We start from the raw sequence: 23,042 nt of genomic DNA, 5'->3' as shown, positions 1-23,042 counted from the left end.
GCGCCGTCCTCAGGGCGGCGGCGGGGGTGCCGCGCGCGCGAGGCGTTCCAGTGCCGCGCGGGTGTCCTCGGGGATCGGCACCGGCCGGCTGTTTTCACGTGAAACGAAGACGTGGGTGAACCGCCCCGCCGCTGCGGCCTCGGGCGCACCCGCCTTGAAGATCCCCACCGAATAGGTGACCGACGAGCTTCCCAGCCGTGCGACCGCGATTCCGGCCTCCAGCGCGTCCGGGAAGGCGACGCTCTCGAAATAGGCGCAGGACGTCTCGACCACGAGCCCGACCACGGGGCTCGTCGCGACGTCGAGCAGGCCCGCGTCGACGTACCAGCCGTTCACCGCCGTGTCGAAGTAGCTGTAGTAGACGACGTTGTTGACGTGGCCGTAGACGTCGTTGTCCATCCAGCGCGTCTGGATCGGCCGGAACACGGCGTAGGCGGCGCGCGCGGGGCGGGGCTGGCGGGGCAATCGGGTCTCCTCCATCGATGCGGCGGAGACCGAGCATAGGCCCGGCTCTGCGCGGCGTCACCCGCGGGGGGGGGGGCGGCGCGGCGCGCCTCAGCACTCCGCGACGTTCACCGCGAGCCCGCCCTGGGACGTCTCCTTGTACTTCGACTGCATGTCGAGCCCGGTCTGGCGCATCGTCTCGATGACGCAGTCCAGGGAGACGTGGTGGACGCCGTCGCCGTGGAGCGCGAGGGAGGCGGCGGCGATGGCCTTGATGGCGCCGAAGGCGTTGCGCTCGATGCAGGGGATCTGCACGAGGCCGCCGACGGGGTCGCAGGTCATGCCGAGATGGTGCTCCATGGCGATCTCGGCGGCGTTCTCGACCTGCTCGGGCGTCGCGCCCAGCGCCGCGGCGAGGCCGGCGGCGGCCATCGAGGCGGCGGAGCCGACCTCGCCCTGGCAGCCGACCTCCGCGCCCGAGATCGAGGCCTTGCGCTTGATCAGCCCGCCGATGGCGGCCGCCGTGAGCAGGAACGTGCGCGTCGTCTCCGGCGACGTCTCTCCGCAGATCTCGCGCAGGTAGCGCAGCACCGCCGGGACGATGCCGGCCGCGCCGTTGGTCGGCGCGGTGACCACGCGCCCGCCGGCGGCGTTCTCCTCGTTCACCGCGATGGCGAAGGTCGAGACGCGGTCCATCACCTCGCTCGGCGAGCGGATGTTGGCCCGCTCGCCGGCCTGGAGGCGGGCGTGGAGGTCCCGCGCGCGGCGGCGGACCTTGAGGCGTCCCGGCAGCGTGCCGCCGGTGGAGAGTCCCCGCTCGATGCAGGCGAGCATCGCCGCGGCGATGCGGTCGAGCCCCGCCTCCACCTCGTCGAGGGGCCGCAGCGCCGTCTCGTTCTCGCGCTGGACCGCCGCGATGTCGACGCCGCGCGCCCGGCACAGCGCCACCAGCGCGTCCGCGCTGTCGAAGGGCAGCGGAGCGGCGACTTCCATGGGTGCCGACGCTCCCGTGTCCGCGGCCTGCTCGCCGACGACGAAGCCGCCGCCGATCGAGTAGTAGACGCGCTCGAGCGCCAGCGCGCCGGCTTCGTCGAAGGCGCGGAAGCGCATGCCGTTGGTGTGGCCGGGCAGCATCTCGGCGGTGTCGAGGACGAGGTCCGCGTCCGGGTCGAAGGCGACGTCCCGGTTGCCCACGCGGATGGCGCCGTCGCGCGCGAGCCCGGCGACGAGGCCGGGCACGGCGTCCGGATCGACCGTGTCGGGCCGCTCGCCCAGCAGCCCGAGGCAGATCGCCGTGTCGCTCGCGTGCCCGCGCCCGGTGAAGGCGAGGGAGCCGTGCAGGCTCACCGCCATCCGCGCCGGTGGCGCGGGGAGCGCGCGCAGGTCCGCCAGGAACCGCGCGGCGGCCACCATCGGGCCGACCGTGTGCGAGCTCGAGGGGCCGATACCGATCTTGAAGAGCTCGAAGACGCTGATCATGGCCCGTCACGCTCCGCCGCGGCGGCTCACAGGCCGCGCGCCGCCTCGAGGAGAAAGCCGCGGACGTAGTCCGCGTAGGAGCGCCAGCATTCCACCTCGAACGTGTCCGCGTCGAGGTGCGAGAGCAGGATCTCCGTCTTGGCGAGAACCGTCCGGGTCGCCCTGCCGACCGGGAACGCCTCCGGCGCGAGGTCGAGCGGGCAGCCGGCGGAAAGTGCCGTCGCCGCGCCGGCACCGCTCACGAGGAGGCCGCAGGAGCGGTGGCCGACGTCGACGAGCGCGTGGACCGTGCCGGCGAGCGCGCCGATGACGCGGGCCGCGAGCTCGTCGCCCTCGTCGGCGTCCGCGACGAGGAGCCATTCGTCCGGCCCGAGCCGCAGGGCGCGGCGGCCGTCGCATTCGCTGGTCGAGCCGATCGGCCCGTCGAGCACCAGCCCCGCGACGCTCCCGATTCCCGCGGCAGCCAGAGGGCGAAGGCGCAGCGACAGGCGCGTGCGCGGGGGACTCGGCGCGATCGTGACGCCGCCGATCGTCTCCGCGGCGAGCGGGAAGGGCGCCGCGCGGGTCGCCCGGTTACGAATCTCGAGCATGGACGCGCACTCCTTCCGCATCGACGAAGACGGTGTCGCGGATCGTGGCGCGGGCGAAGCCGGCCATCGTGGTGACGTGGATGGTCTCGCCCATCCGCGCGTGGCCGTCGGCGACGAGGGCCAGCGCGATCGTGCGCCCGCAGGCGGGGCTGAAATAGCTCGACGTGACGTGGCCGAGCATCGGCACCGGCACCGGGGCCGAGGGGTCGAGCACGATCTGCGCGCCCTCGTCGAGCCGCTCGTGCGGATCCTCCGTCTCGAGCCCGACGAGCTGCTTGCGGCCGCCCGCCACGAGGTCGGGCCGCGCGAGCGAGCGCTTGCCGACGAAATCGGGCTTCACCTTCGAGACCATGCCGCCCAGCCCGACGTCGTCGGGCGTCACCGTGCCGTCGGTCTCCTGGCCGACGATGATGAAGCCCTTCTCGGCGCGCAGCACGTGCATGGTCTCGGTGCCGTAGGGCGTGATGCCGAGCTCCCGTCCCGCCTCCCACAGCGCCTCCCACACCGCGCGGCCGTAGTCGGCCGGCACGTTGACCTCGTAGCCGAGCTCGCCCGTGAAGGAGACGCGCATCAGCCGCGCCGGCACGCCGCAGACGAAGCCCTCGCGCACGGACATGTGCGGCAGCGCCTCGTTTCCGAGGTCGATGTCGGAGACGAAGGGCGCGAGCACGTCGCGGGCGCGCGGGCCCTGCAGGGCGATCACCGCCCATTGCTCGGTCACCGAGGTGAGGAACACGTCGAGGTCCGGCCACTCGGTCTGGAGGTAGTCCTCCATCAGCGCCAGCACCCGCGGCGCACCGCCGGTGGTGGTGGTGACGTGGAAGCGATCCTCCGCCAGGCGCGCGACGACGCCGTCGTCGAGGATGAAGCCGTCCTCCTTCAGCATCAGCCCGTAGCGGCACTTGCCCGGCGCGAGCTTCGACCAGCCGTTGACGTACATCCGGTTCAGGAACTCGGCGGCATCGGGGCCGACGACCTCGATCTTGCCGAGCGTCGAGGCGTCGAAGATGCCGACGCCATCGCGCACGGCCGCGCATTCGCGTGCGACGGCGGCGTGCATGTCCTCCCCGGCCTTGGGGAAGTACCAGGCACGCCGCCACAGCGAGACCGGCTCGAACACGGCGCCATGGGCCTCCGCCCACGGGTCGATCGGCGTCCGGCGCACGGGGTCGAAGAGCGCGCCCTTGCTCGGGCCGACCAGCGCGCCGAAGGAGACCGGCGTGTAGGGCGGGCGGAAGGTCGTCGTGCCGACCGTGGGCAGCTCCTTGTCGAGGAGCCCCGCCACGTAGCCCAGCGCGTTCATGTTCGACGTCTTGCCCTGGTCGGTGGCCATGCCCGTCGTCGTGTAGCGCTTGACGTGCTCGATCGCGTGGAAGCCCTCGCGCACGGCGAGCTTCAGGTCCTTGGCGGTGACGTCGTTCTGGAAGTCGACGAAGGCGCGCACGCGCCCGGGATCGGCATCGGTGGGCAGCACGCGCATGGGCTGGAAGCCGGTGCGGGTGGGGCTCGCCTGGAAGGTGCGTGCCTCGGAGACGCCCGCGGCCGCCGCGCCGGCAGCGAAGCCGGCGTCGAGGCAGGCTGCGAGGTCGTAGTCCCCGGCGCAGGCGCCGGCGGAGCGCTCCGCCTGGGCGTGCGTGCCGGGCAGGAAGGCGTCGCGCTCGGCGTCGAAGGCGAGCTTGCCGCGCGACTGCGAGAACAGGTGCACCGCCGGCGTCCAGCGGCCCGACATGCCGACGCAGTCGCACGGCAGGGTGCGGCGGGCGCCGACCGAGCCGTCGGCGCGCAGCGGCGCCACGACCAGGCCGGAGACCCGCAGGCGGCCCTTCGAGCCCACCACCGTGTGGCCCGCCAGCACCTCGATGCCGTGCTGCGCGGCGAAGGCCACGTCCGCGGCGCAATCCCCCGCGAGCCGCACGTCGACGATCGTCACCCGGATCCCCGCCGCCGCGAGATCGGCGGCGGCGGTGTAGGCCGAGGAGCCGACGGTCGCGATCGCCACCTGGCGTCCCGGCGCCACGCCGTAGCGGTTGACGAGGACGCGCAGGCCCTCCGCCAGCATGATGCCCGGGCGGTCGTTGTCGGCGAAGACCAGCGGGCGCTCGTGCGACCCGGTGGCGAGCACGACCTCGCCGGCGCGAACCTGCCACAGCCGCTCGCGTGGCAGGTCGCGGGCCTGGTCGAGGGGGAGATGGTCGGAGACCCGCTCCACCAGGGCGACGTGATTGTGGTTGTAGTAGCCGAAGGCGGTGGTGCGCGGCAGGATCACCACGTTCTCGTGCCCGTCGAGGGCGGCGAGCGTCTGAGCCACCCAGTCCTGCGCCGGCAGGCCGTCGATGGTCGCGCGGGGGTCGTGCAGCAGCGCACCGCCCGGCTCGGCCTGCTCGTCGGCGAGCATCACCCGCTTGCCCGAGCCCGCGGCGGCGAGCGCGGCGGCGAGGCCGGCGGGACCGGCGCCGACGATCAGCACGTCGCAATGGGCGTGGCGGTGGGCGTAGCGGTCCGGGTCGGGGCCCTCCGGCGCCACGCCGAGCCCCGCGGCGGCGCGGATGATCGGCTCGTAGACCTTGTCCCAGAACGAGCGCGGCCACATGAAGGTCTTGTAGTAGAAGCCCGCCACCAAGACCGGCGAGAGCAGGTCGTTGACCGCGCCGATGTCGAAGCCGAGCGAGGGCCAGCGGTTCTGCGAGCCGGTGACGAGCCCGTCCACCGCCTCGACGGCGCCGGCGCGGTTGTTCGGGTCGACCCGGCCGGGGCCGCGATCGACCGAGAGCAGCGCGTTCGGCTCGTCGGTCCCGACCGAGAGGAGGCCGCGCGGCCGGTGGTACTTGAACGAGCGGCCCATCAGGTGGACGCCGTTCGCCAGCAGCGTCGACGCCACGGTGTCGCCGGCATAGCCCTCGTAGGTCTCGCCGTCGAAGCGGATGGCGAGCGGCCGCGTGCGGTCGATGCGCCCGCCCTGCGGGAGGCGGTAGGCCTGAGCGCTCATCGGGCGTCCTCCGCTGCGATGTCCGGGCGCGGCGCGCCGGCGGGATAGGTGGCGACGAACTTGTCGGAGTGCGTGTCGCGGAGCGCGTTGAACCACCGCTGGCAGCCGTGGGCGTGGTTCCAGCGCTCGGCGAAGAGGCCCTTGGGGTTGTTGCGCACGAACAGGAACTCGGACCACGCCCGGTCGTCCAGCGCCGACGGGTCGGCCGGGCGCGCCACGTGCGCCTCGCCGCCCCAGCGGAACTCGAGTTCCGGCCGCGGACCGCAATGGGGGCAGGTGATCAGCAGCATGACTCTCGCCCCTCAGTGCGCGACGGCGGCGGCCGCCGCCTCGTCGATCAGGCGTCCGGTGCGGAAGCGATCGAGCGTGAACGGCGCGTTGATCGGATGCGGCTCGCCGGTGGCGAGCGTGTGCGCGAAGACGTGGGCCGAGCCCGGCGTCGCCTTGAAGCCGCCGGTGCCCCAGCCGCAATTGACGTAGAGGCCCGGCACCGGCGTCTTGCCGATGATCGGCGAGCGGTCCGGTGTCACGTCGACGATGCCGCCCCAGTTGCGCAGCATGCGCATCCGCGAGAAGCGCGGGAAGATCTCGCAGATCGCGTCGAGCGTGTGCGTCGTGATCTGCAGGCCGCCCTGCTGGGAATAGGACGCGTACTGGTCCGTGCCGGCGCCGATGACGAGCTCGCCCTTGTCGGACTGCGAGATGTAGGCGTGGACCGCGTTCGACATCACGACGCAGGGGAAGACCGGCTTCACCGGCTCCGACACCAGCGCCTGGAGCGGGAAGCTCTGGAGCGGCATGCGCACGCCGGCGCGCTCCATGATCACCGAGGTGTGCCCCGCGGCCGCGACACCCACCCGCGTGGCGCCGATGAAGCCCCTCGTGGTCTCGACCCCGGTGACGGCGCCGGTGGCGGGATCGCGCCGGAACCCCGTCACCTCGCAGTTCTGGATGATGTCGACGCCGCGCGCATCCGCCGCGCGGGCGTAGCCCCAGGCCACCGCGTCGTGGCGCGCGGTGCCGCCACGGCGCTGGAGCGCGGCGCCGAGCACGGGATAGCGGGCGCGCGGGTCTATGGAGAGCGGCGGGCAATAGGCCTGCGCCTGCTCCGGCGTCAGCCACTCGTTGTCCACGCCGTTGAGCCGGTTGGCGTAGACGTGGCGCTTGAAGACCTGCACGTCGTGAACGTTGTGCGCCAGCATCATCACGCCGCGCTGCGAGTACATCACGTTGTAGTTCAGGTCCCGGGAGAGTCCCTCCCAGAGCTTCACCGCGTGCTCGTAGAGATGCGCGCTCTCGTCGTAGAGGTAGTTCGAGCGGATGATCGTGGTGTTGCGGCCGGTGTTGCCGCCGCCGATCCAGCCCTTCTCGAGCACGGCGACGTTCGTGATGCCGTGCACCTCGGCGAGGTAGTGCGCCGTGCCGAGCCCGTGCCCGCCGCCGCCGACGACGACGACGTCGTAGCTCTTCTTCGGCTCCGGCGAGCGCCATTGCCGGCCCCAGCCTTCGTGCCCGCGCACGGCCTCCGTGAGCAGGTTTGCGAGATTGAAACGGCGCATGGCGGTCACTCGCTCGTCGCCCGCCCGTGCGAGGCGGGATCATTGGGGCGGGATCAGGATCGCATCCTGCGCCCGCGCGCCCGCCGCCGCTTGATCGGCCGCGACGTTCTCTTGCGTGATTACGACACGTCGCGTCGCCTGCGCTCAAGCGCGGCCGGTTCACGGCGCGGCCGTCGGCTCGCTCTCCTGCGGGCGCGCCGCACGCACCAGGCTCGGCGACAGGTTGAAGTAGCCCTTGAACTGGCGGGAGAAATGCGCCGCGTCGCAGAACCCCGTCTCCACCGCGACGGCGGTGACGGGCTTGGCGGTGTTCTCGATGAGCCAGCGCGCGTGCCGCAGCCGCAGCTGGCGGTAGACCACCGCCGGGCGCAGCCGCAGCCGCGCCTGGAACAGGCGCTCGAGCTGGCGCGTGGAGAGCGCGAGCGAATCCGCGATCGCCGCGATCGTCATGGGCTCGGCGATGTTCTGCTCCATGAGCCTGAGCGCGCGCTCGACCCGCGCCTCGCCGATGCGCTCGACGGGGAGCGCGTGGGGCTGCGCATCGCTCGCCGCGCGGGCGTGCTGGAGCAGGAGCACGTGCAGCGCCTTCTGCGCCACGGCGCGGCCGAGATGTTTCTCGATCAGCCAGGCGGCGAGGTCGGCCACGCCGGCGCCGCCCGAGCAGGTGATGCGATCCCGGTCGACGAGGAAGAGCTGGTCGGACAGCGGCGTCGTGTCGGCGAACGCGGCCTCGTACTCGGCGTGGTGGTACCAGGACACGCAGGCCCGGCGGTTCCGCATCAGCCCGGCGCGGGCGAGGACGAAGGAGCCGGTGCACACGCCGACGAGCGGCACGCCCGCCAGCGCCGCGGACCTCAGCCAGCGTTCGGTCTGCGCATCGACCTGGTCGCCGCCGTGGAGCAGGCCGCCCACCACGACGACGTAGTCGAAGCCGCGCGGATCGGAGAGCGGCGAGGTGCGCCCCACGGACAGGCCGCAGCTCGCCCGCACCGGCTCGGCGCTCGACGCCATGATCGCCCACGAGCAGCGGATCGGCCGCGACCGGTCCCCCTCGTCGGCGGCGAGCCGCAGCGGATCGACGAAGAGCGAGAGCGCCGAGAGGGTGAAGTTCTGGGCGAGCACGAAGCCGACGCGCAGCGCGAGCGGGGGATCTGCGGGGGAGCCTGCGGGCATGGATGACGTCCTCCCTGGATCGAAGTGCGCGGCAGCGGGACGGCCGAGGCGATCCATGACCGCGATCCGCCTGCATACTCCTTCCCTGTAGGGGAAGGAGAACGCACGCCGCGCCGCTCGGCTGCTCACCCCCGCAGCCGCGCGTTCTCCGGGTCGAAGGGCGACTCGCCGATCACCATGCACCGGTGCGGCCGGCCGAGGATCACGATGTCGAGCTCTGTGCCGATCTCGCCCAGGTCCGGTCGGACCATGCCGAGCGCCAGCGACTTGCCCGTGCGCCAGCCGAAGCCGCCGGAGGTGGCGCGCCCGACGATCTCGCCGCCGCGCAGGAGCGCCTCGTTGCCGCGGGCGTCGGCGTCGCCGACGTCGTAGACCTCGAGCGTTACGAAGCGGTTGGCGAAGCCCCTTGCCTGCCGGGCCAGCAGCGCCTCGCGGCCGATGAAGTCGCCCTTGTCGAGCCGCACGAAGCGGTCGAGGCCGCTCTCCAGCGCCGCGTACTCGATCGAGAGCTCGCGCGGCAGCACGCGGTAGGACTTCTCGAGGCGCATCGAGTCCATGGCGCGCACGCCGTAGGGCGCGATGCCGAAGGGAGTCCCGGCCTGCATCAGCAGGTCGAAGACGTAGGCCGTCATCTCGACGGGAACGTGGAGCTCGAAACCGAGCTCGCCGACGAAGTTGACCCGCAGCGCCTTGGCGTTCGCGACGCCGACGTCGATCGTCCGGCCGGTGAGCCAGGGGAAGGCGGCGTTCGAGAGATCCGTGTCGGTGACGCTCTGGAGCACCTCGCGGGCGTGCGGGCCGGCGAGGCCCAGAACACCGATCTGCGTCGTGACGCGGGCGAGGTCGACCGAGCCGTCGCGGGGGCGCAGCTTCGAGAGATAGTCGAAGTCGTGCCGCTCTGCCGAGCCCATGCCGACGAGGTAGAACCGCTCCGGCCCTTCGCGGAAGACCGTGAACTCGGCGCGCACGCCGCCGTTCTGCGCGAGCATGTGCGTCAGCCCGATCCGCCCGGTCTTCTGCGGCAGGCGGTTCGCGAGGATGCGATCGAGCCAGGCCTCGGCGCCGGGTCCCGAGACCTCGTACTTGGCGAAGGCGCCGAGGTCCTGGATGCCGACCGCCTCGTGCACCCGGCGCACCTCGTTCCCGACATGCGCGAAATAGTTCGAGCGGCGGAACGACCAGCGCTCGCGCGGGCGCTCGCCCGCCTTCGGGGGCGGGTGGTTCTCGGCGAGGAGCACGTCCTCCTTGGCGAGATCCGCCTCGTCGAGGCCGTAGCCCCCCGGGGCGAACCAGTTCGGGCGCTCCCAGCCGTAGACGCAGCCGAACACCGCGCCGAGCGCGGCCATGCGGTCGTGCACCGGCGAGCGGCGCAGGGGGCGCGCGGCGGCGCGCTCCTCGTCCGGGTAGTGGACGGTGAAGACGTTGGCGTAGGCCTCCTCGTTCTTGGCCTTGAGGTACCCGCGCGTGGCATGCGGGCCGAAGCGGCGCGGGTCGACGCCGCCCATGTCGATCGTGGGCTCGCCGTCGACGATCCACTCGGCGAGCTGCCAGCCGGCGCCGCCGGCGGCGGTGACGCCGAAGGAGTGGCCCTCGTTGAGCCAGAAATTCGGCAGGTCCCAGGCCGGGCCTATGATCGGCGAGCCGTCGGGCGTGTAGGCGATGGCGCCGTTGTAGACCTTCTTGACGCCGACCTCGCCGAAGGCGGGCACCCGGGCGATCGCCGCCTCGATGTGGGGCCCGAGCCGCTCGAGCTCCTCCTGGAACAGCTCGTACTCGCTGCTCGCGTCGGGCCCGTCGACGTAGCAGCAGGGCGCGCCCGCCTCGTAGGGCCCGAGGATGAGCCCGCCGGCCTCCTCGCGCATGTACCAGCCGGAATCGGACTCGCGCAGCACGCCCATCTCCGGCAGGCCCTGGCGGTGGCGGGCGACGATCTCGGGATGCGGCTCGGTGACGATGTACTGGTGCTCGACCGGGATGACGGGGATGTCGAGCCCGATCATCGCGCCGGTCCGGCGGGCGAAGTTGCCGGTGGCGCAGACCACGTGCTCGCAGGTGATCGCGCCCTTGTCGGTCTCGACCCGCCAGCGCCCGTCGGCGGTGCGCGCGATGCCGGTCACGGTGGTGAAGCGGTGGATCTCCGCGCCCCGCGCGCGGGCGCCGATGGCGAAGGCCTGGGTCAGGTCGGCGGGCTGGATGTAGCCGTCGTCGGGATGGCGGATGGCGCCGACGAGCCCGTCGGTCTCGCACAGCGGCCAGATCTCCTTCACCTGCGCGGGGGTCAGCACCTCGACGCGCACGCCCAGCGTGTCGGCGATGTTCTTGTAGTACATGTACTCGTCCCAGCGGTCCCTCGTTCGCGCCAGGCGGATGTTGGAGACGCGCCGGAAGCCGACGTCCTGCCCGGTCTCCTCCTGCAGCGTCGCGTAGAGCGCGACCGAGTACTCGTGGATGCGCCCGACCGAGTAGCTCATGTTGAACAGCGGCAGGAGCCCCGCCGCGTGCCAAGTCGAGCCCGAGGTCAGCTCCCGGCGCTCGATCAGGACGACGTCCGACCAGCCCTTCCTGGCGAGGTGGTAGAGCGTCCCGGTCCCGACCACGCCGCCGCCGATCACGACGACACGCGCCTCGCTTCGCATCCCGCCCGCATTCATGGCTCGCCTCCGCCCGCGCGGCCCCCTCCGGACCCGCGGCCATGCTCGCCACGCCCCCGCTCCGCCGCTTGCGCGAAGGCGACGTGCGATGTCGCGCGGGCGCCATCGGCCGGTGCGAGCCTTTCGCGAAGATCGGAACAGGTATCCGCGCACGGTTGCCGTTTTTGCGCCACGCAGGGCGGGAATACTACACTTCGTCGGCTTCGTGCCGTGGAGGCGAGCATGGCGGGACGGTTCGATCCGGAGAGACCCCTGGCGCTCGGCTTCTTCCTCACGCCGAACTTCTCGATGATCGCCTTCACGTCGGCCATCGAGCCGTTCCGGCTCGCGAACTACGCCACCGGGTGGGATCTCTATTCCTGGCGGCTGTACTCGCCCGACGGGGAGCCGGTGCGCGGCTCGAATGCGGTCGCGGTCGCCGTGGACGCGCGGATGTCCGCCGCGCAGGGGCTCGACCGGGTCTTCGTGTGCGGCGGCAACGGCGTGCAGGGTTTCGATCATCACGACACCATCGCCGCGGTGCGACGCCTCGCCGCGCACGGGGCGGAGATCGGGGCCGTGTGCACGGGCGCCTGGGTGCTCGCCAAGGCGGGCCTCCTCGACGGCTACCGCGCCACCATCCACTGGGTCTACCAGTCCGGCCTCGTCGCCGACTTCCCCGATCTCGAGGTGAGCGACGAGCTCTTCGAGATCGACCGCAACCGCTTCACCTGCGCCGGCGGGATGGCCGCCGCCGACATGGCGCTCTCGCTCGTGGCGCAGGACCGAGGCGCCGACGTCGCCGCGCAGGTCACCGACCTCCTGATCCACAATCGCATCCGGGAGGCGCGCGAGCGCCAGCGCATGGACCTGCGCGCCCGCGTCGGCGTCGCCCATCCCAAGCTGCTCGCCGTCGTCCAGACGATGGAGGAGACGGTGGAGGAGCCGCTGCCCTGCGCCGACCTCGCCCGCACCGCGGGCGTGTCGCAGCGCCAGCTGGAGCGGCTCTTCGTCAAGTATCTCGGCGAGCCGCCGACGCGCTACTACATGAAGGTGCGCCTCCAGCGCGCCCGCCAGCTGCTGCGCCAGACCAGCCTGCCGGTGCTCGAGATCGCGCTGTCCTGCGGCTTCGTCTCCGCGTCGTACTTCTCCAAGACCTACCTCGAGCATTTCGGCCGCTCGCCCTCGGCCGAGCGCAAGCCCGGCGCCCGCGAGAGCATGGCGGTGGGTGCCGTCGGGCCCCGCGGACGCGGGCGCGTTGCCCTCGCCGACGCAGGCTGACGCGCCGCCTTATTCTCGTCCCTCTTCGCCGCGAGAAGCCCACCCGTCGGCGCGCGAGGCGCGCCGACGCCCGCGCCCTCCCGGCGCATCGACCGGCGCCCGCAGAACCGGGGCCGATCCCAGCGGCGAGCCCCCGGAACCCGGCGGCGCTCGATCCCGCGCGACACGACGATCACCTTAGGAGAACGAGACGATGCGAATCGCTCTCGCGACCGCGCTCGCCCTGATCCTGGCGACCCCTGCGCTCGCCAACGAAAACGCCGCGCTCTTCCTCGCCGAGCACGCCGCCGCGCAGGCGGAGACGGCCGCGCCGGAGGCCGTCGAGACCGCCGCCGACGCGGCGCCGGCCCCCGCGACGTACGCCCCGGCGAGCGCGCAGGCCTTCTTCCTCGCCGAGGCCGCGCGTGCCCAGGCGGAAGCGACCGAGACCGGCACGGCGCAGCCCGCCACCGACGAGGCGCCCGAGACGGCCGCCGCGCCGGCTCCCGCCGCCGCGAGCCACCCCGCCAAGGCCTTCTTCCTGGCCGACGCCGAAGCCCGCGCCGACGACGCGCCGGCCGCGACCGCCACCGTGGTCGAGACCGCCGCCGCCGCCGCGCCCGCCGCCGCGGGCGGATCCGTGCAGGCCATGGTCACCGCCGCCGCGCTGCGCCACGGCATCGACCCGACGCTCGCCCACGCCATGGCGATGGTGGAGAGCAACTACCGCTGCTCGGCGGTGGGCCGCGCCGGCGAGCTCGGCGTCATGCAGGTGAAGCCCGCGACCGCCCGCTCGGTCGGCGTCACCGGCAACCTGCGCGACTGCGCCACCGGCATCGAGGCCGGCATGCGCTACCTGCGCGCCTCCATCGACCGCCACGGTGCGGGCTGCGGCGGCATCTCGGCCTACAACATGGGCATCCATCGCAAGGCCAGCTTCTGCAACGGCTACGGCCGCAAGGTCATGGCCCGGATGAGCCGCGTCCAGCTCGCCTCGCTCGACTGACGCGGTCGCGCCGGGCCGCGCCCGCCCTTGCGGCGCGGGACGGCCCGTGGTCAGGATCGGCCCCGGCGCATCCCCCGCGCCGAGGCCCGATCGCGCGAGACCCCGATGCCCGCCCCGCCCGCCATCACCCTCACCGGCGCGCCGCTCTCCTTCGAGACGATGGTGCGCATCGGGTCCGGGGTCGCGGTGCCGCGGGCGGACGACGATGCGCTCGCCCGGGTGCGCCGGGCGCGCGCCGCCATCGATCGCGCGATCGAGGCCGGCGTGCCGGTCTACGGCGCCACTACCGGCGTCGGCGCGATGAAGGACGTGACCTGGTCGCAGGACGCGCTCGATACGTTCAGCGCGGGGCTCGTGCGCGCCCACCATTTCGGCACGGGCGCGCCGTTCCCGTTGTCGACCGTGCGCAACGCCATCACCATTCGCATCAACACGGCGCTCACCGGGCGCGTCGGCTGCTCGACGGAGCTGGTGGCGGCGTATGTCGCGCTGCTCGAGCACGACGTGGTCCCGGTCGTGCGCCGCACGGGCTCGATCGGCTGCGCGGACATCGGCCTGATGGGCCAGATCGGCGCCATGCTCACCGGCGTCGGCGAGGCGATCTACCGGGAGAAGCGCCTGCCTGCGGCGGTGGCGCTGCAGCAGGCCGGGCTCTCCCCGATCCGGCTGCTGCCGCGCGATTCGCTCGCCTCGATCTCGGTCAACGCCATCGGCCACGCCGCCGCGGCCGAGGCGACGCGCGCCGCGGCGCACACGATGCGCATCCTCCTCGCCACCGGGCTCGCCACCGCCGGCGCGCTCGGCGCCTCGCGTGCGCCGTGGAAGGCGGTCGCCCACGTCGGGACCGAGCGCGAGGCCACCGTCGGCGCCTGGCTCTACGAGAACGCACGCGGCTGGGACTGGCCGCACGCCACCAGCGTGCAGGACCCGCTCTCCTTGCGCATGATGGCGCAGGTCTTCGGCACGCTGTTCCAGAGCCTCCTCGTCTCGGCGGACAAGGTGCTCGCCGCCACCGGCCGCACCGACGACAACCCCGTCGTCATCGACGGCGAGGTGCTGACCTCCGGCGGCTCGCTGCCGCTCGACGTCACGCTGTTCATGGAGACGCTGCAGGTCGCGCTCTGCCACGCGGCGCGCAACTCCTTCAACCGCTGTGTCCTCCTCGGCAACGGCGCGCGCCGCGACCTTCCCGTGAACCTCGTCGTGCCCGGCACGATCGCCACCGGCTTCGGGCCGGTGATCAAGCTCGCGGGCGAGCTGTTCACGCGGATCCTGTCGATGTCGAACCCGGTCTCCGCCCAGCCCCTCGTCGTCGCCGGCGGGCTCGAGGACGAGGCGGCGTTCCTGCCGCTCGTCAACGAGCGCGTCGATCGCCAGGTGCGGGCCCTGCGCCGCATGGCCGCGCTCGAGGGGCTGCTCGCCGCGCAGGCGATGGACATCCTCGGGGACAGGCCCCGCGGCGTCGCCGGCTACGTCTACGAGCTCGTGCGCCGCCACGCCGCCTTCTACGACGTCGACCGCCCGCTCTCGGCGGAGGTGGAGGCGATCGAGGGCGAGCTCGCCTCGGAAAACGTGCTGGGGGAGTTGATATCCCTCGCGCCCCTGCCAGAATTGGACGACGTCTTCGCCCTGCGGCCGATCCGATAGCCGCGCTTGAGCGTTTCCCCACAGTGCCGGCGCGATGTCGGCCCCCGAGACTCGAAGGGAGAACCGCATGCGTCCCGTCCTCACCACCCTCGTCGCCGCCGGAATCCTGGCGGGCGGCGCGGCCGCCGCCGACGCCCAGGTCGTCGTCTCCTCGAAGATCGACACCGAGGGCGGCGTGCTCGGCAACATCATCCTCCACGCGCTCGGCGAGGCCGGCATCGAGACCACCGACCGCATCCAGCTCGGCGGCACGCCGATCGTGCGCGAGGCGATCACCGCGGGCGAGATCGACGTCTATCCGGAGTACACCGGCAACGCGGCCTTCTTCTTCAACGAGGCGGACTCGGAGGTCTGGAAGGACTTCGACGCCGGCTACCAGCGCGCCGCCGAGCTCGATCGGGAGGCCAACGACATCGTCTGGCTCCAGCCGGCGCCGGCGAACAACACCTGGGCCATCGCGGTGCGTGCCGACCTCGCCGAGGCGAACGGTCTCGCGACGATGACCGACTTCGCCGAATGGGTCTCCGGCGGCGGCGAGGTGATCCTCGCGGCCTCCGCCGAGTTCGTGAACTCGCCCGCGGCGCTTCCCGCCTTCCAGGAGACCTACGGCTTCACGCTCTCCCCCGACCAGCTGATCACCCTCTCGGGCGGCGACACCGCGGCGACGATCGCGGCGGCCGCGCGCCAGACCTCCGGCGCCAACGCCGCCATGGTCTACGGCACGGACGGCGGCATCGAGCCCTCGGGCCTCGTGGTCATGGAGGACGACCAGGGCGTCCAGCCGGTCTACGCGCCGGCCCCGCTGGTGCGCGCCGCGGTGCTCGAGGAGCACCCGCAGATCGAGGAGATCCTGAACCCGATCTTCGGGTCCCTCACCCTGGAGACGCTCCAGGAGCTCAACGCCCGCGTCCAGGTCGGCGGCGAGGCCGCGAGCGCGGTCGCGCGGGACTACCTGACGCGCGAGGGCTTCGTGCAGTGAGGTGAGATGAAGGTCGCGACCTGTTCCCCTCTCCCTGGTGGAGAGGGGCTAGGGGTGTGGGGCGTGCAGAATTGCGGCCGACGTGGATGCGGGCCTGGATCAGCCCGTCGCAAGACCGCGACGCCCCACACCCCCGACCCCTCTCCACGAGGGAGAGGGGAGAGCGTCGCGGCCGTCATGCGGCGTCGTGAATTGCCGATGACGGGGAACTGATCGGCCATGGCCCACGGCATCTCCACCGCCGCGCCGCCGGCGCGCCTCGCGCTCGACAAGCTCGGCGTGCTCCTCGCGGCGCTCGTCGCGGCGGGGGCGCTGGCGCTGCCGTTCGCGACGTTCCGGGCGAACCGGATCGTGCTGGGCGAGCCGCGAGACATCCTCGGCGCACTCGATCCGGCGATCGCCTGGACGCTGTGCGCCGTCCTCGCCGCCGCCGGCCTCGTCGCGCTGGTGCGTACGCCGGTGCGGCTGCGCCTCGCGGCCGGTCTCGTCGCCCTCCTCGCGCTCCTCCTCGCCGTCGGGCGCGCGGGAACGTTCCTCACGCCGGAGGGGAACACCTTCGCCCGGGTCTCGCCGGCGTCGGGCTTCTGGCTGCTGCTCTTCGCCTTCGCGCTGATGGTGGCGGACGCGCTGTCGCGCCTCGCCCTCTCGCCGGTGAAGCGGCTCGCGGGCCTCGCCGCCACGGCGGCGGTCCTGGCGGCCATCCTCCTCTCCGGCTCGTGGGACGACCTCTCGATGCTGCGCGAGTACGCCACGCGGGCCGACGCGTTCTGGCGCGAGGCGCGCACCCACGTCGTCCTCGCCTTCGGCTCGCTGGCGCTCGCGACGCTCACGGGCGTGCCGATCGGCATCGCCTGCACGCGCTCCGCGCGCCTGCGCGGGCCGGTGCTCAACGTCCTCAACATCGTCCAGACGATCCCCTCGATCGCGCTCTTCGGCCTCCTCATCGCGCCGATGGCCTGGATCGCGGCGACCGTGCCCGGCGCCTCGGCGATCGGCATCGCCGGCATCGGCGCGGCGCCGGCGCTGGTGGCGCTCTACGCCTACTCGCTGCTGCCCGTGGTCTCGAACACCGTGGTCGGACTCGACGGCGTGCCGCGCCAGACCGTCGACGCGGCACGCGGCATGGGCATGACGGACGGCCAGCGCCTCGCCCGCGTCGAGCTGCCTCTCGCCTTCCCCGTGATCCTGACGGGCATCCGCATCGTGCTCGTGCAGAACATCGGGCTCGCCACCATCGCGGCGCTGATCGGCGGGGGCGGCTTCGGCGTCTTCGTCTTCCAGGGAATCGGGCAGACGGCGATGGACCTCGTCCTGCTCGGCGCCGTCCCCACCGTCGTGCTCGCGGTGGGCGCAGCCATCGTGCTCGATGCGCTCGTCGAGATGAGCGAGCGCCCGGGCGTGAAGGAGGCGCGAGGATGATCGAGATCGACGCCGTCAGCAAGACCTACGGCGATGCGACCGTGGTCGACCGCGTCTCGATGACGGTGCCGTCGGGGACGATCGCCGTCATCGTCGGCACCTCCGGGTCGGGCAAGACGACGCTCATGCGCACCATCAACCGCCTGGTCGAGCCCACATCGGGCAGCGTGCGCATCGACGGGGAGGACAACCGCGCGCTCCCGGCCTACGAGCTGCGCCGGCGCATCGGCTACGCCATCCAGGGACACGGCCTCTTTCCGCACCGCACCGTGGCGCAGAACATCGGCACGGTCCCGAGCCTGCTGGGCTGGGACGCCAAGCGCATGGCGCGGCGGGTCGACGACCTGCTCGAGCTGTTCCAGCTCGACCCGGCAGCCTTCCGCGAGCGCATGCCGCACGAGCTCTCCGGCGGGCAGCAGCAGCGCATCGGCGTCGCCCGCGCGCTGGCGGCCGAGCCGAACATCCTCCTGATGGACGAGCCCTACGGCGCGCTCGACCCGATCATCCGCGCCAAGGCGCAGGACGACCTCCTCGCCATCCAGGCGCGGTTCGGGACGACGATCGTCCTCGTCACCCACGACATGGAGGAGGCGATCCGGCTCGGGCACCGCATCGCGGTGATGGATGCGGGCGCGCTCCTGCAGTACGCGGCGCCCGCGGATATCATCGCGCGGCCCGCCACGCCGTTCGTCGAGGAGCTGATCGGGGCGCCCGAGCGGCCCTTCCGGCTTCTGTCCCTGGCGCGGGTCGGCGACCTCGCCGAGCCCGGCGAGGCGCCGGGCGAGCCGCTCGACGCGGGCCTCTCGGCGCGCGACGCGCTGGCCGAGCTGCTCTGGTCCGGCCGGGCGGCGGCGCCCGTGGCGCGCGACGGCGCCGTCGTCGGGCGCGTGCGGCTCGACGGCCTCGCCCGGCACGCGGCGAGGCCGTCATGAGCGCGGGCACCGTGCTGCGGGCCGCGACGCTGGTCGTGCTCCTCGCCTTCCTCCTCGCGCCGGAGGCCTTCGGCCCGCTCTTCGCGCCGCTGACCGAGCGCGGCGCGCCGCCGATCTACGTGCAGGCGGACATGCTGACGCTGGCCGTGAACCACCTCGCCCTCGTCTTCGCCGCGGTCTTCGCGGCGACGATCGTGGCGGTGGGCCTCGCCATCGTGGTGACGCGGCCCTTCGGCACGGAATTCCTGCCGCTGTCCCGCTCGATCGCCAACATCGGCCAGACCTTCCCGCCGATCGCGGTGCTCGCGCTGGCGGTCCCCGCGCTCGGCTTCGGCGCCGCGCCGACCTTCGTCGCGCTCTTCCTCTACGGCCTCCTGCCGATCTTCGAGAACGCGCTCACGGGGCTGACCAACCTCCAGCCGACCGTGCGCGACGCCGCCGACGGCATGGGCATGACCGAGCGCCAGCGCCTCCTCCGGGTGGAGCTGCCGCTGGCGCTCCCGGTGATCCTCGCCGGCATCCGCCTCTCCACCGTGATCGCGCTCGCCACCGCCACGATCGGCTCGACCGTCGCCGCCTCGACCCTCGGCGAGGTGATCATCGCGGGGCTGCTCACCGACAACATCGCCTTCATCCTCCAGGGCGGGCTCGTGGTGGGCGCGCTCGCGGTCCTGATCTACGACGCCTTCCTGTGGACGGAGCGCCGGCTGGCGCGCAGGATGGGACGCACGTGATGAGGGCGAAGGGGCCGATCGTGCAGAGGGCCGAGGGTGTGGAGGGTGCAGGATCATCGACCGGGTCGGTGCAGCTGGCCGGGCGCATCATCGACGTCTCGCGCGTCCACGACGCTCCGCACCCCCGACCCCTCTCCTTCCCTGTAGGGGAAGGTGTCTCGGCGAAGCCGAGACGGATGGGGCGCGCGGGACGCGCGTTCGGCGAAGCCGAAGAGCACCGGCGGGACCGGACGCCGAGGCTTCCGCTTCGCGGAACGCGTCGCTCTCGCGCCGCGCCCCATCCGTCGCCGGCTTCGCCGGCGACACCTTCCCCTACAGGGAAGGAGACGGGCCGGCGCGGACGATGCGTGAATCGATGCTCCGCGAGGGAGAGGGGAGAGCGTTGCCGGCGTCGTCCACGGGACGGCCTCGCCGAAACTCGAAACGCGCGTTGGAGGTGACCTGCCGATGTCCGACTTCGATCTCGTCCTCTCCGGCATTGTCGTCCTGCCGAGCCGCATCCTCTCCCCCGGCTGGGTCGCCGTGCGCGGCGAGAGCATCGCGGCGGTGGGGGAGGGCGTCGCGCCCGCGGCGCGAGAGAAGCACGACCTCGGGCGGGCGCTGATCCTGCCCGGCGCCATCGACGCGCAGACGCATTCGCTCTCGCAGAAGGGCCAGGAGGGCTTCGCCTGGTCGACGCGCTCGGCGGCGGCGGGGGGCGTCACCACGCTGGTCGACATGCCCTACGACGAGGGCGCGGTGGTCGACAACGCCGCGCAGGTGACGGCGAAGGCGCAGGACGCCGCGCGCGAGGCGCGGGTCGACTTCGCGCTCTACGGCACGATCGCTCCGGACGAGGGCCCGGCGCGTATCCCCGAGCAGGTCGAGGCGGGCGTGTGCGCCTTCAAGTTCTCGACCTTCGGCACCCACCCGACTCGCTTCCCGCGCATCCCCCCGCCGCTCCTGGCGGACTGCTTCGCCGAAGTGGCGAAGACCGGGCTCGTCGCGGGCGTGCACAACGAGGACGACGAATCCGTCCAGGCCGGCATCGCCCGCACCAAGGCGGCGGGCATCGCCGACTGGCGGGCGCACGGCCTCTCGCGCCCGCCGCTGACCGAGCTCCTCGCCATGGCGCAGATCTACGAGACGGGTGCGGCCACAGGCTGCCCGGCGCACGTGGTGCACTGCTCGCTCGCCCGCGGCTACGACCTCGCGGCGAGCTATCGCGCGCAGGGCTTCGCGGCCACCGCCGAGTGCCTGATCCACTACCTCGTGCTGGCCGAGGAGGAGGACATGCCGCGGCTCGGCGGGCGCGGGAAGGCCAATCCGCCGATCCGCTCCGCCGCCGAACGCGAGGGCCTCTGGCGTCAGGTGGCGGCGGGCAACGTCTGGCTCGTCTCGACCGATCACGTCTCCTGGTCGCTCGATCGCAAGAGCCACGCGAACATGTTCGACAATGCGTCCGGCGTGCCCGGGCTCGAGGCGATGGTCCCCGCCTTCGTCGCCGGCGCGCTCGCGCGCGGCGTGCCGCTGACCTGGGCGGCGCGGCTGATGGCGCAGAACCCGGCGCGGCACTTCCGCCTCGACCACGTCAAGGGCGCCCTCACCCCGGGCCGCGACGCCGACATCTGCGTGCTCACCCCCGAGCCGATCGTGTTCGATGCGGCGAAGAGCGGCCACAACGTCGTCGGCTGGTCGCCCTACGACGGCATGACCTTCCCCTGGCGCGTCGCCGCCACCTGGTCGCGCGGCGAACGCGTGTTCGACGGCACCACCGTCTCCGATCCCGGGCGCGGACGCTTCGTGCGCCCGCCGCTCACCCATGTGCTTTCGCACGTCCCCACAGAAGACAGAGCATGACAGCCAACCTCCCGGTCGACCCCACCCGCATCGCTGCCGACATCGACGGCCTCGCCGCGCTGACCGAGCCCGGCCGGCGGTGGACGCGCCGCGCCTTCACGCCGATGTTCCTCGAGGGCCGCGCCTTCCTCGCGGCGCGCATGCGCGAGGCCGGCCTCGAGACCCGCATCGACGCCGCCGGCAACCTGATCGGCCGGCGCGCCGGCGCCAGGCCGGGGCTCGGCACGATCATGGTCGGCTCGCATTCCGACACGGTGCCCTCGGGCGGGCGCTACGACGGCATCGCCGGCGTCGCCGCCGGGCTCGAGGTGGCGCGCGCGCTGGATGCGGCGGGGGTGAGGCTCGACCACGACCTCGAGGTGGTCGACTGCCTGGGCGAGGAGGTGACGGTCTTCGGCGTCTCCTGCGTCGGCTCGCGCGGCATGGCGGGGCTCGTCCCGGAGGCCTGGCTCGCGCGGCGGGACGCCGATGGTCGCGCGCTTCCGGAAGGCCTCGCCATGGTCGGCGGCGACGCGGCGCGGCTGGCGGACGCGAAGCGCGACGACGTTCGCGCCTTCCTCGAGCTGCACATCGAGCAGGGCCCGGTGCTGGAGGCCGAGCGCGTCGACATCGGCGTCGTGTCGGCCATCGCGGGCATCACCCGCCTCGAGATCGTGGTCGAGGGCCGCGCCGACCACGCCGGCACGACGCCGATGGGATCGCGCGCCGACGCGCTCGTCGCTGCCGCGCGGATCGTCGAGGGCGTGCGCGCCCTCGCGCGGGGCCTCGCCGCCGGGCCGGAGCACTTCGCGGCGACCGTCGGCGAGTTCGCGATCGAGCCGGGAGCGGCGAACATCGTACCGTCCCGGGCGCGCATGCTGATCGACGCCCGCGCCGAGAACCGGGCGACGATGGAGATGTTCTGCGCCCGCGTCGCCGGCATCGCGGCGGAGACGGCCGCGGCGGAGGGCGTCGCCATCGCCCCGCCGACGCGGGTCTCCGACGCCATGCCCACGCCCCTCGACCCGCTCGTGATCGCCACCCTCGAGGGCGCCTGCGACGCGGTCGGCGCCTCGCGGCGCCCGATGGCGTCGGGCGCCGGGCACGACACCGGATGGATGGCGCGCTTCGCCAAGGCCGGCATGATCTTCGTGCCCTGCGCCGGCGGGCGCTCGCACGCCCCCGAGGAATCGGCGGAGATCGCCGACATCGCGCTCGGGGCCGCCGTGCTCACCGAGGCGGTCGTCCGCCTCGACGCGTCCCTTCGGGAGAGCTGACACCATGGGCCGCATCCTCGGGGAGAAGGACGTCGAAGCCGCCGTGAAGGGCGGCTCGGTCTACGCGGCCGGCGGCGGCGGCTGGGCCGACCACGGCCGCATGCTGGGCTACGCGGCCGTGTCGATCGGCAAGCCGGAGCTCGTCGGGATCGACGAGCTCGATCCCGACGACTGGGTCGCCACCGCCGCCGCCATCGGCGCGCCGGCCTCGACCACGCCCTGGGAGATGCGCGGCGTCGACTACGTCAAGGCCGTGCAACTGCTGCAGGAGGCGCTCGGCGCGCCCATCGCCGGCCTGATCGTCGGCCAGAACGGCCGCTCCTCGACGCTCAACGCCTGGCTCCCCTCCGCCATCCTCGGCACCAAGGTGGTGGACGCGGTCGGCGACGTGCGCGCGCACCCGACCGGCGACATGGGCTCGATCGGGCTCGCCCGCTCGCCCGAGCCGATGATCCAGACGGCGGTGGGCGGCAACCGCGCCGAGAACCGCTACATCGAGCTCGTCGTGCGCGGGGCGACCGCCAAGGTCTCGCCGATCCTGCGCACGGCGTCGGACCAGTCCGGCGGCTTCATCGCGTCGGCCCGCAACCCGGTGCGCGCCTCCTACGTGCGCGCCAACGCGGCGCTCGGCGGCATCTCGCTCGCGCTGACGCTCGGCGAGGCGATCATCGCCGCCGAGCGCCGGGGCGGCGCGGCGGTGATCGACGCCATCGTCGAGACGACGAAGGGTGCGATCATCGCCCGCGGCACGATCTCCCGGAAGGCGGTGACCTACACCAGCGAGGCGTTCGACATCGGCACCGTGACGGTCGGCGGGGGCGACGACGCGCGCATCCTTCACGTCATGAACGAGTACATGGCGGTGGAGGACCCGGGCGGCGCCCGCCTCGCCACCTTCCCCGACGTGATCACCACGCTCGACCCGACCGGGGAGCCGCTCTCGGTGGGGCAGCTCCACGTGGGCATGGAGGTCGTGGTGCTGCGGGTGCCGAAGACCGTCATCCCGCTCGCGTCGAGTGTGCTCGACCCCTCGGTGTACCCGGCCGTGGAGACGGCAATGGGCATCGCCATCGCGTCCTACGCGCTCGACGGGCGGTGACCGGCGCGGC

18 protein-coding genes are annotated in these 23,042 nt (G+C 73.1%); 10 read left to right on the top strand and 8 right to left on the bottom strand.

From position 1 onward, the window contains the following. Positions 1-9: 9 nt before the first annotated feature. From G407_RS0107705 to G407_RS0107670, 8 genes are all read right to left on the bottom strand, one after another. Positions 10-480, bottom strand: coding sequence for an acyl-CoA thioesterase (locus tag G407_RS0107705; RefSeq protein ID WP_043539171.1), 471 nt, complete (start codon positions 478-480; stop codon positions 10-12). Between the two features lie 75 nt (positions 481-555). Beyond that, positions 556-1,923 (bottom strand): L-serine ammonia-lyase, encoded by a 1,368-nt coding sequence (locus G407_RS0107700; RefSeq protein WP_029030351.1) that lies wholly within the window; start codon positions 1,921-1,923, stop codon positions 556-558. Positions 1,924-1,949: 26 nt separating this feature from the next. Then, positions 1,950-2,513 (bottom strand): sarcosine oxidase subunit gamma, encoded by a 564-nt coding sequence (locus G407_RS0107695; RefSeq protein WP_029030350.1) that lies wholly within the window; start codon positions 2,511-2,513, stop codon positions 1,950-1,952. Then, the gene (locus G407_RS0107690; protein WP_029030349.1) at positions 2,497-5,499 is read right to left on the bottom strand and encodes a sarcosine oxidase subunit alpha family protein; all 3,003 of its coding nucleotides are present in this window, start codon (positions 5,497-5,499) and stop codon (positions 2,497-2,499) included. The genes G407_RS0107695 and G407_RS0107690 overlap by 17 nt, the downstream gene beginning before the upstream one ends. After that, complete coding sequence (locus tag G407_RS0107685) at positions 5,496-5,789, bottom strand: sarcosine oxidase subunit delta (RefSeq protein WP_029030348.1); 294 nt, start codon at positions 5,787-5,789, stop codon at positions 5,496-5,498. Before G407_RS0107685 ends, G407_RS0107690 begins: the two co-directional genes overlap by 4 nt. A 12-nt stretch (positions 5,790-5,801) precedes the next feature. Further along, entirely contained in the window at positions 5,802-7,058 is a 1,257-nt protein-coding gene (locus G407_RS0107680) for a sarcosine oxidase subunit beta family protein (RefSeq protein ID WP_029030347.1), read from the bottom strand. A 159-nt stretch (positions 7,059-7,217) separates the two neighbouring features. Further along, positions 7,218-8,231 (bottom strand): GlxA family transcriptional regulator, encoded by a 1,014-nt coding sequence (locus G407_RS26355; RefSeq protein ID WP_043539169.1) that lies wholly within the window; start codon positions 8,229-8,231, stop codon positions 7,218-7,220. 125 nt (positions 8,232-8,356) lie between these two features. Then, positions 8,357-10,867 (bottom strand): GcvT family protein, encoded by a 2,511-nt coding sequence (locus tag G407_RS0107670; RefSeq protein ID WP_029030346.1) that lies wholly within the window; start codon positions 10,865-10,867, stop codon positions 8,357-8,359. A gap of 237 nt (positions 10,868-11,104) precedes the next feature. On the opposite strand from G407_RS0107670, the gene G407_RS0107665 reads away from it, so the two are divergent. From G407_RS0107665 to G407_RS0107620, 10 genes are all read left to right on the top strand, one after another. After that, positions 11,105-12,142 (top strand): GlxA family transcriptional regulator, encoded by a 1,038-nt coding sequence (locus G407_RS0107665; RefSeq protein WP_029030345.1) that lies wholly within the window; start codon positions 11,105-11,107, stop codon positions 12,140-12,142. A gap of 193 nt (positions 12,143-12,335) precedes the next feature. Next, a complete protein-coding gene (locus G407_RS31625; RefSeq protein WP_156917499.1) occupies positions 12,336-13,127 on the top strand; it encodes a lytic transglycosylase domain-containing protein in 792 nt (263 codons plus the stop codon). Between the two features lie 105 nt (positions 13,128-13,232). Then, complete coding sequence (locus G407_RS0107655; RefSeq protein ID WP_029030344.1) at positions 13,233-14,774, top strand: aromatic amino acid lyase; 1,542 nt, start codon at positions 13,233-13,235, stop codon at positions 14,772-14,774. 67 nt (positions 14,775-14,841) lie between these two features. Then, a complete protein-coding gene (osmF, locus tag G407_RS0107650; RefSeq protein WP_029030343.1) occupies positions 14,842-15,753 on the top strand; it encodes a glycine betaine ABC transporter substrate-binding protein OsmF in 912 nt (303 codons plus the stop codon). A gap of 219 nt (positions 15,754-15,972) precedes the next feature. Beyond that, the gene (locus tag G407_RS0107645; RefSeq protein ID WP_052341074.1) at positions 15,973-17,172 is read left to right on the top strand and encodes an ABC transporter permease; all 1,200 of its coding nucleotides are present in this window, start codon (positions 15,973-15,975) and stop codon (positions 17,170-17,172) included. Next, positions 17,169-18,104, top strand: a complete 936-nt coding sequence (locus tag G407_RS0107640) for an ABC transporter ATP-binding protein (RefSeq protein WP_029030341.1) — start codon at positions 17,169-17,171, stop codon at positions 18,102-18,104. Before G407_RS0107645 ends, G407_RS0107640 begins: the two co-directional genes overlap by 4 nt. Beyond that, entirely contained in the window at positions 18,101-18,838 is a 738-nt protein-coding gene (locus tag G407_RS0107635) for an ABC transporter permease (protein ID WP_029030340.1), read from the top strand. Before G407_RS0107640 ends, G407_RS0107635 begins: the two co-directional genes overlap by 4 nt. 447 nt (positions 18,839-19,285) lie before the next feature. Further along, the gene (locus tag G407_RS0107630; RefSeq protein ID WP_029030339.1) at positions 19,286-20,677 is read left to right on the top strand and encodes a dihydroorotase; all 1,392 of its coding nucleotides are present in this window, start codon (positions 19,286-19,288) and stop codon (positions 20,675-20,677) included. Continuing rightward, positions 20,674-21,933, top strand: coding sequence for a Zn-dependent hydrolase (locus tag G407_RS0107625; protein WP_029030338.1), 1,260 nt, complete (start codon positions 20,674-20,676; stop codon positions 21,931-21,933). Before G407_RS0107630 ends, G407_RS0107625 begins: the two co-directional genes overlap by 4 nt. Before the next feature lie 4 nt (positions 21,934-21,937). Continuing rightward, complete coding sequence (locus tag G407_RS0107620; protein ID WP_029030337.1) at positions 21,938-23,032, top strand: thiohydantoin desulfurase; 1,095 nt, start codon at positions 21,938-21,940, stop codon at positions 23,030-23,032. The last annotated feature ends 10 nt before the right edge of the window (positions 23,033-23,042 follow it).

The organism is Salinarimonas rosea DSM 21201 (genome assembly GCF_000429045.1).
In the GTDB taxonomy this organism is placed as follows: domain Bacteria; phylum Pseudomonadota; class Alphaproteobacteria; order Rhizobiales; family Beijerinckiaceae; genus Salinarimonas; species Salinarimonas rosea.
This window is presented reverse-complemented; position numbering and strand designations above follow the sequence as displayed.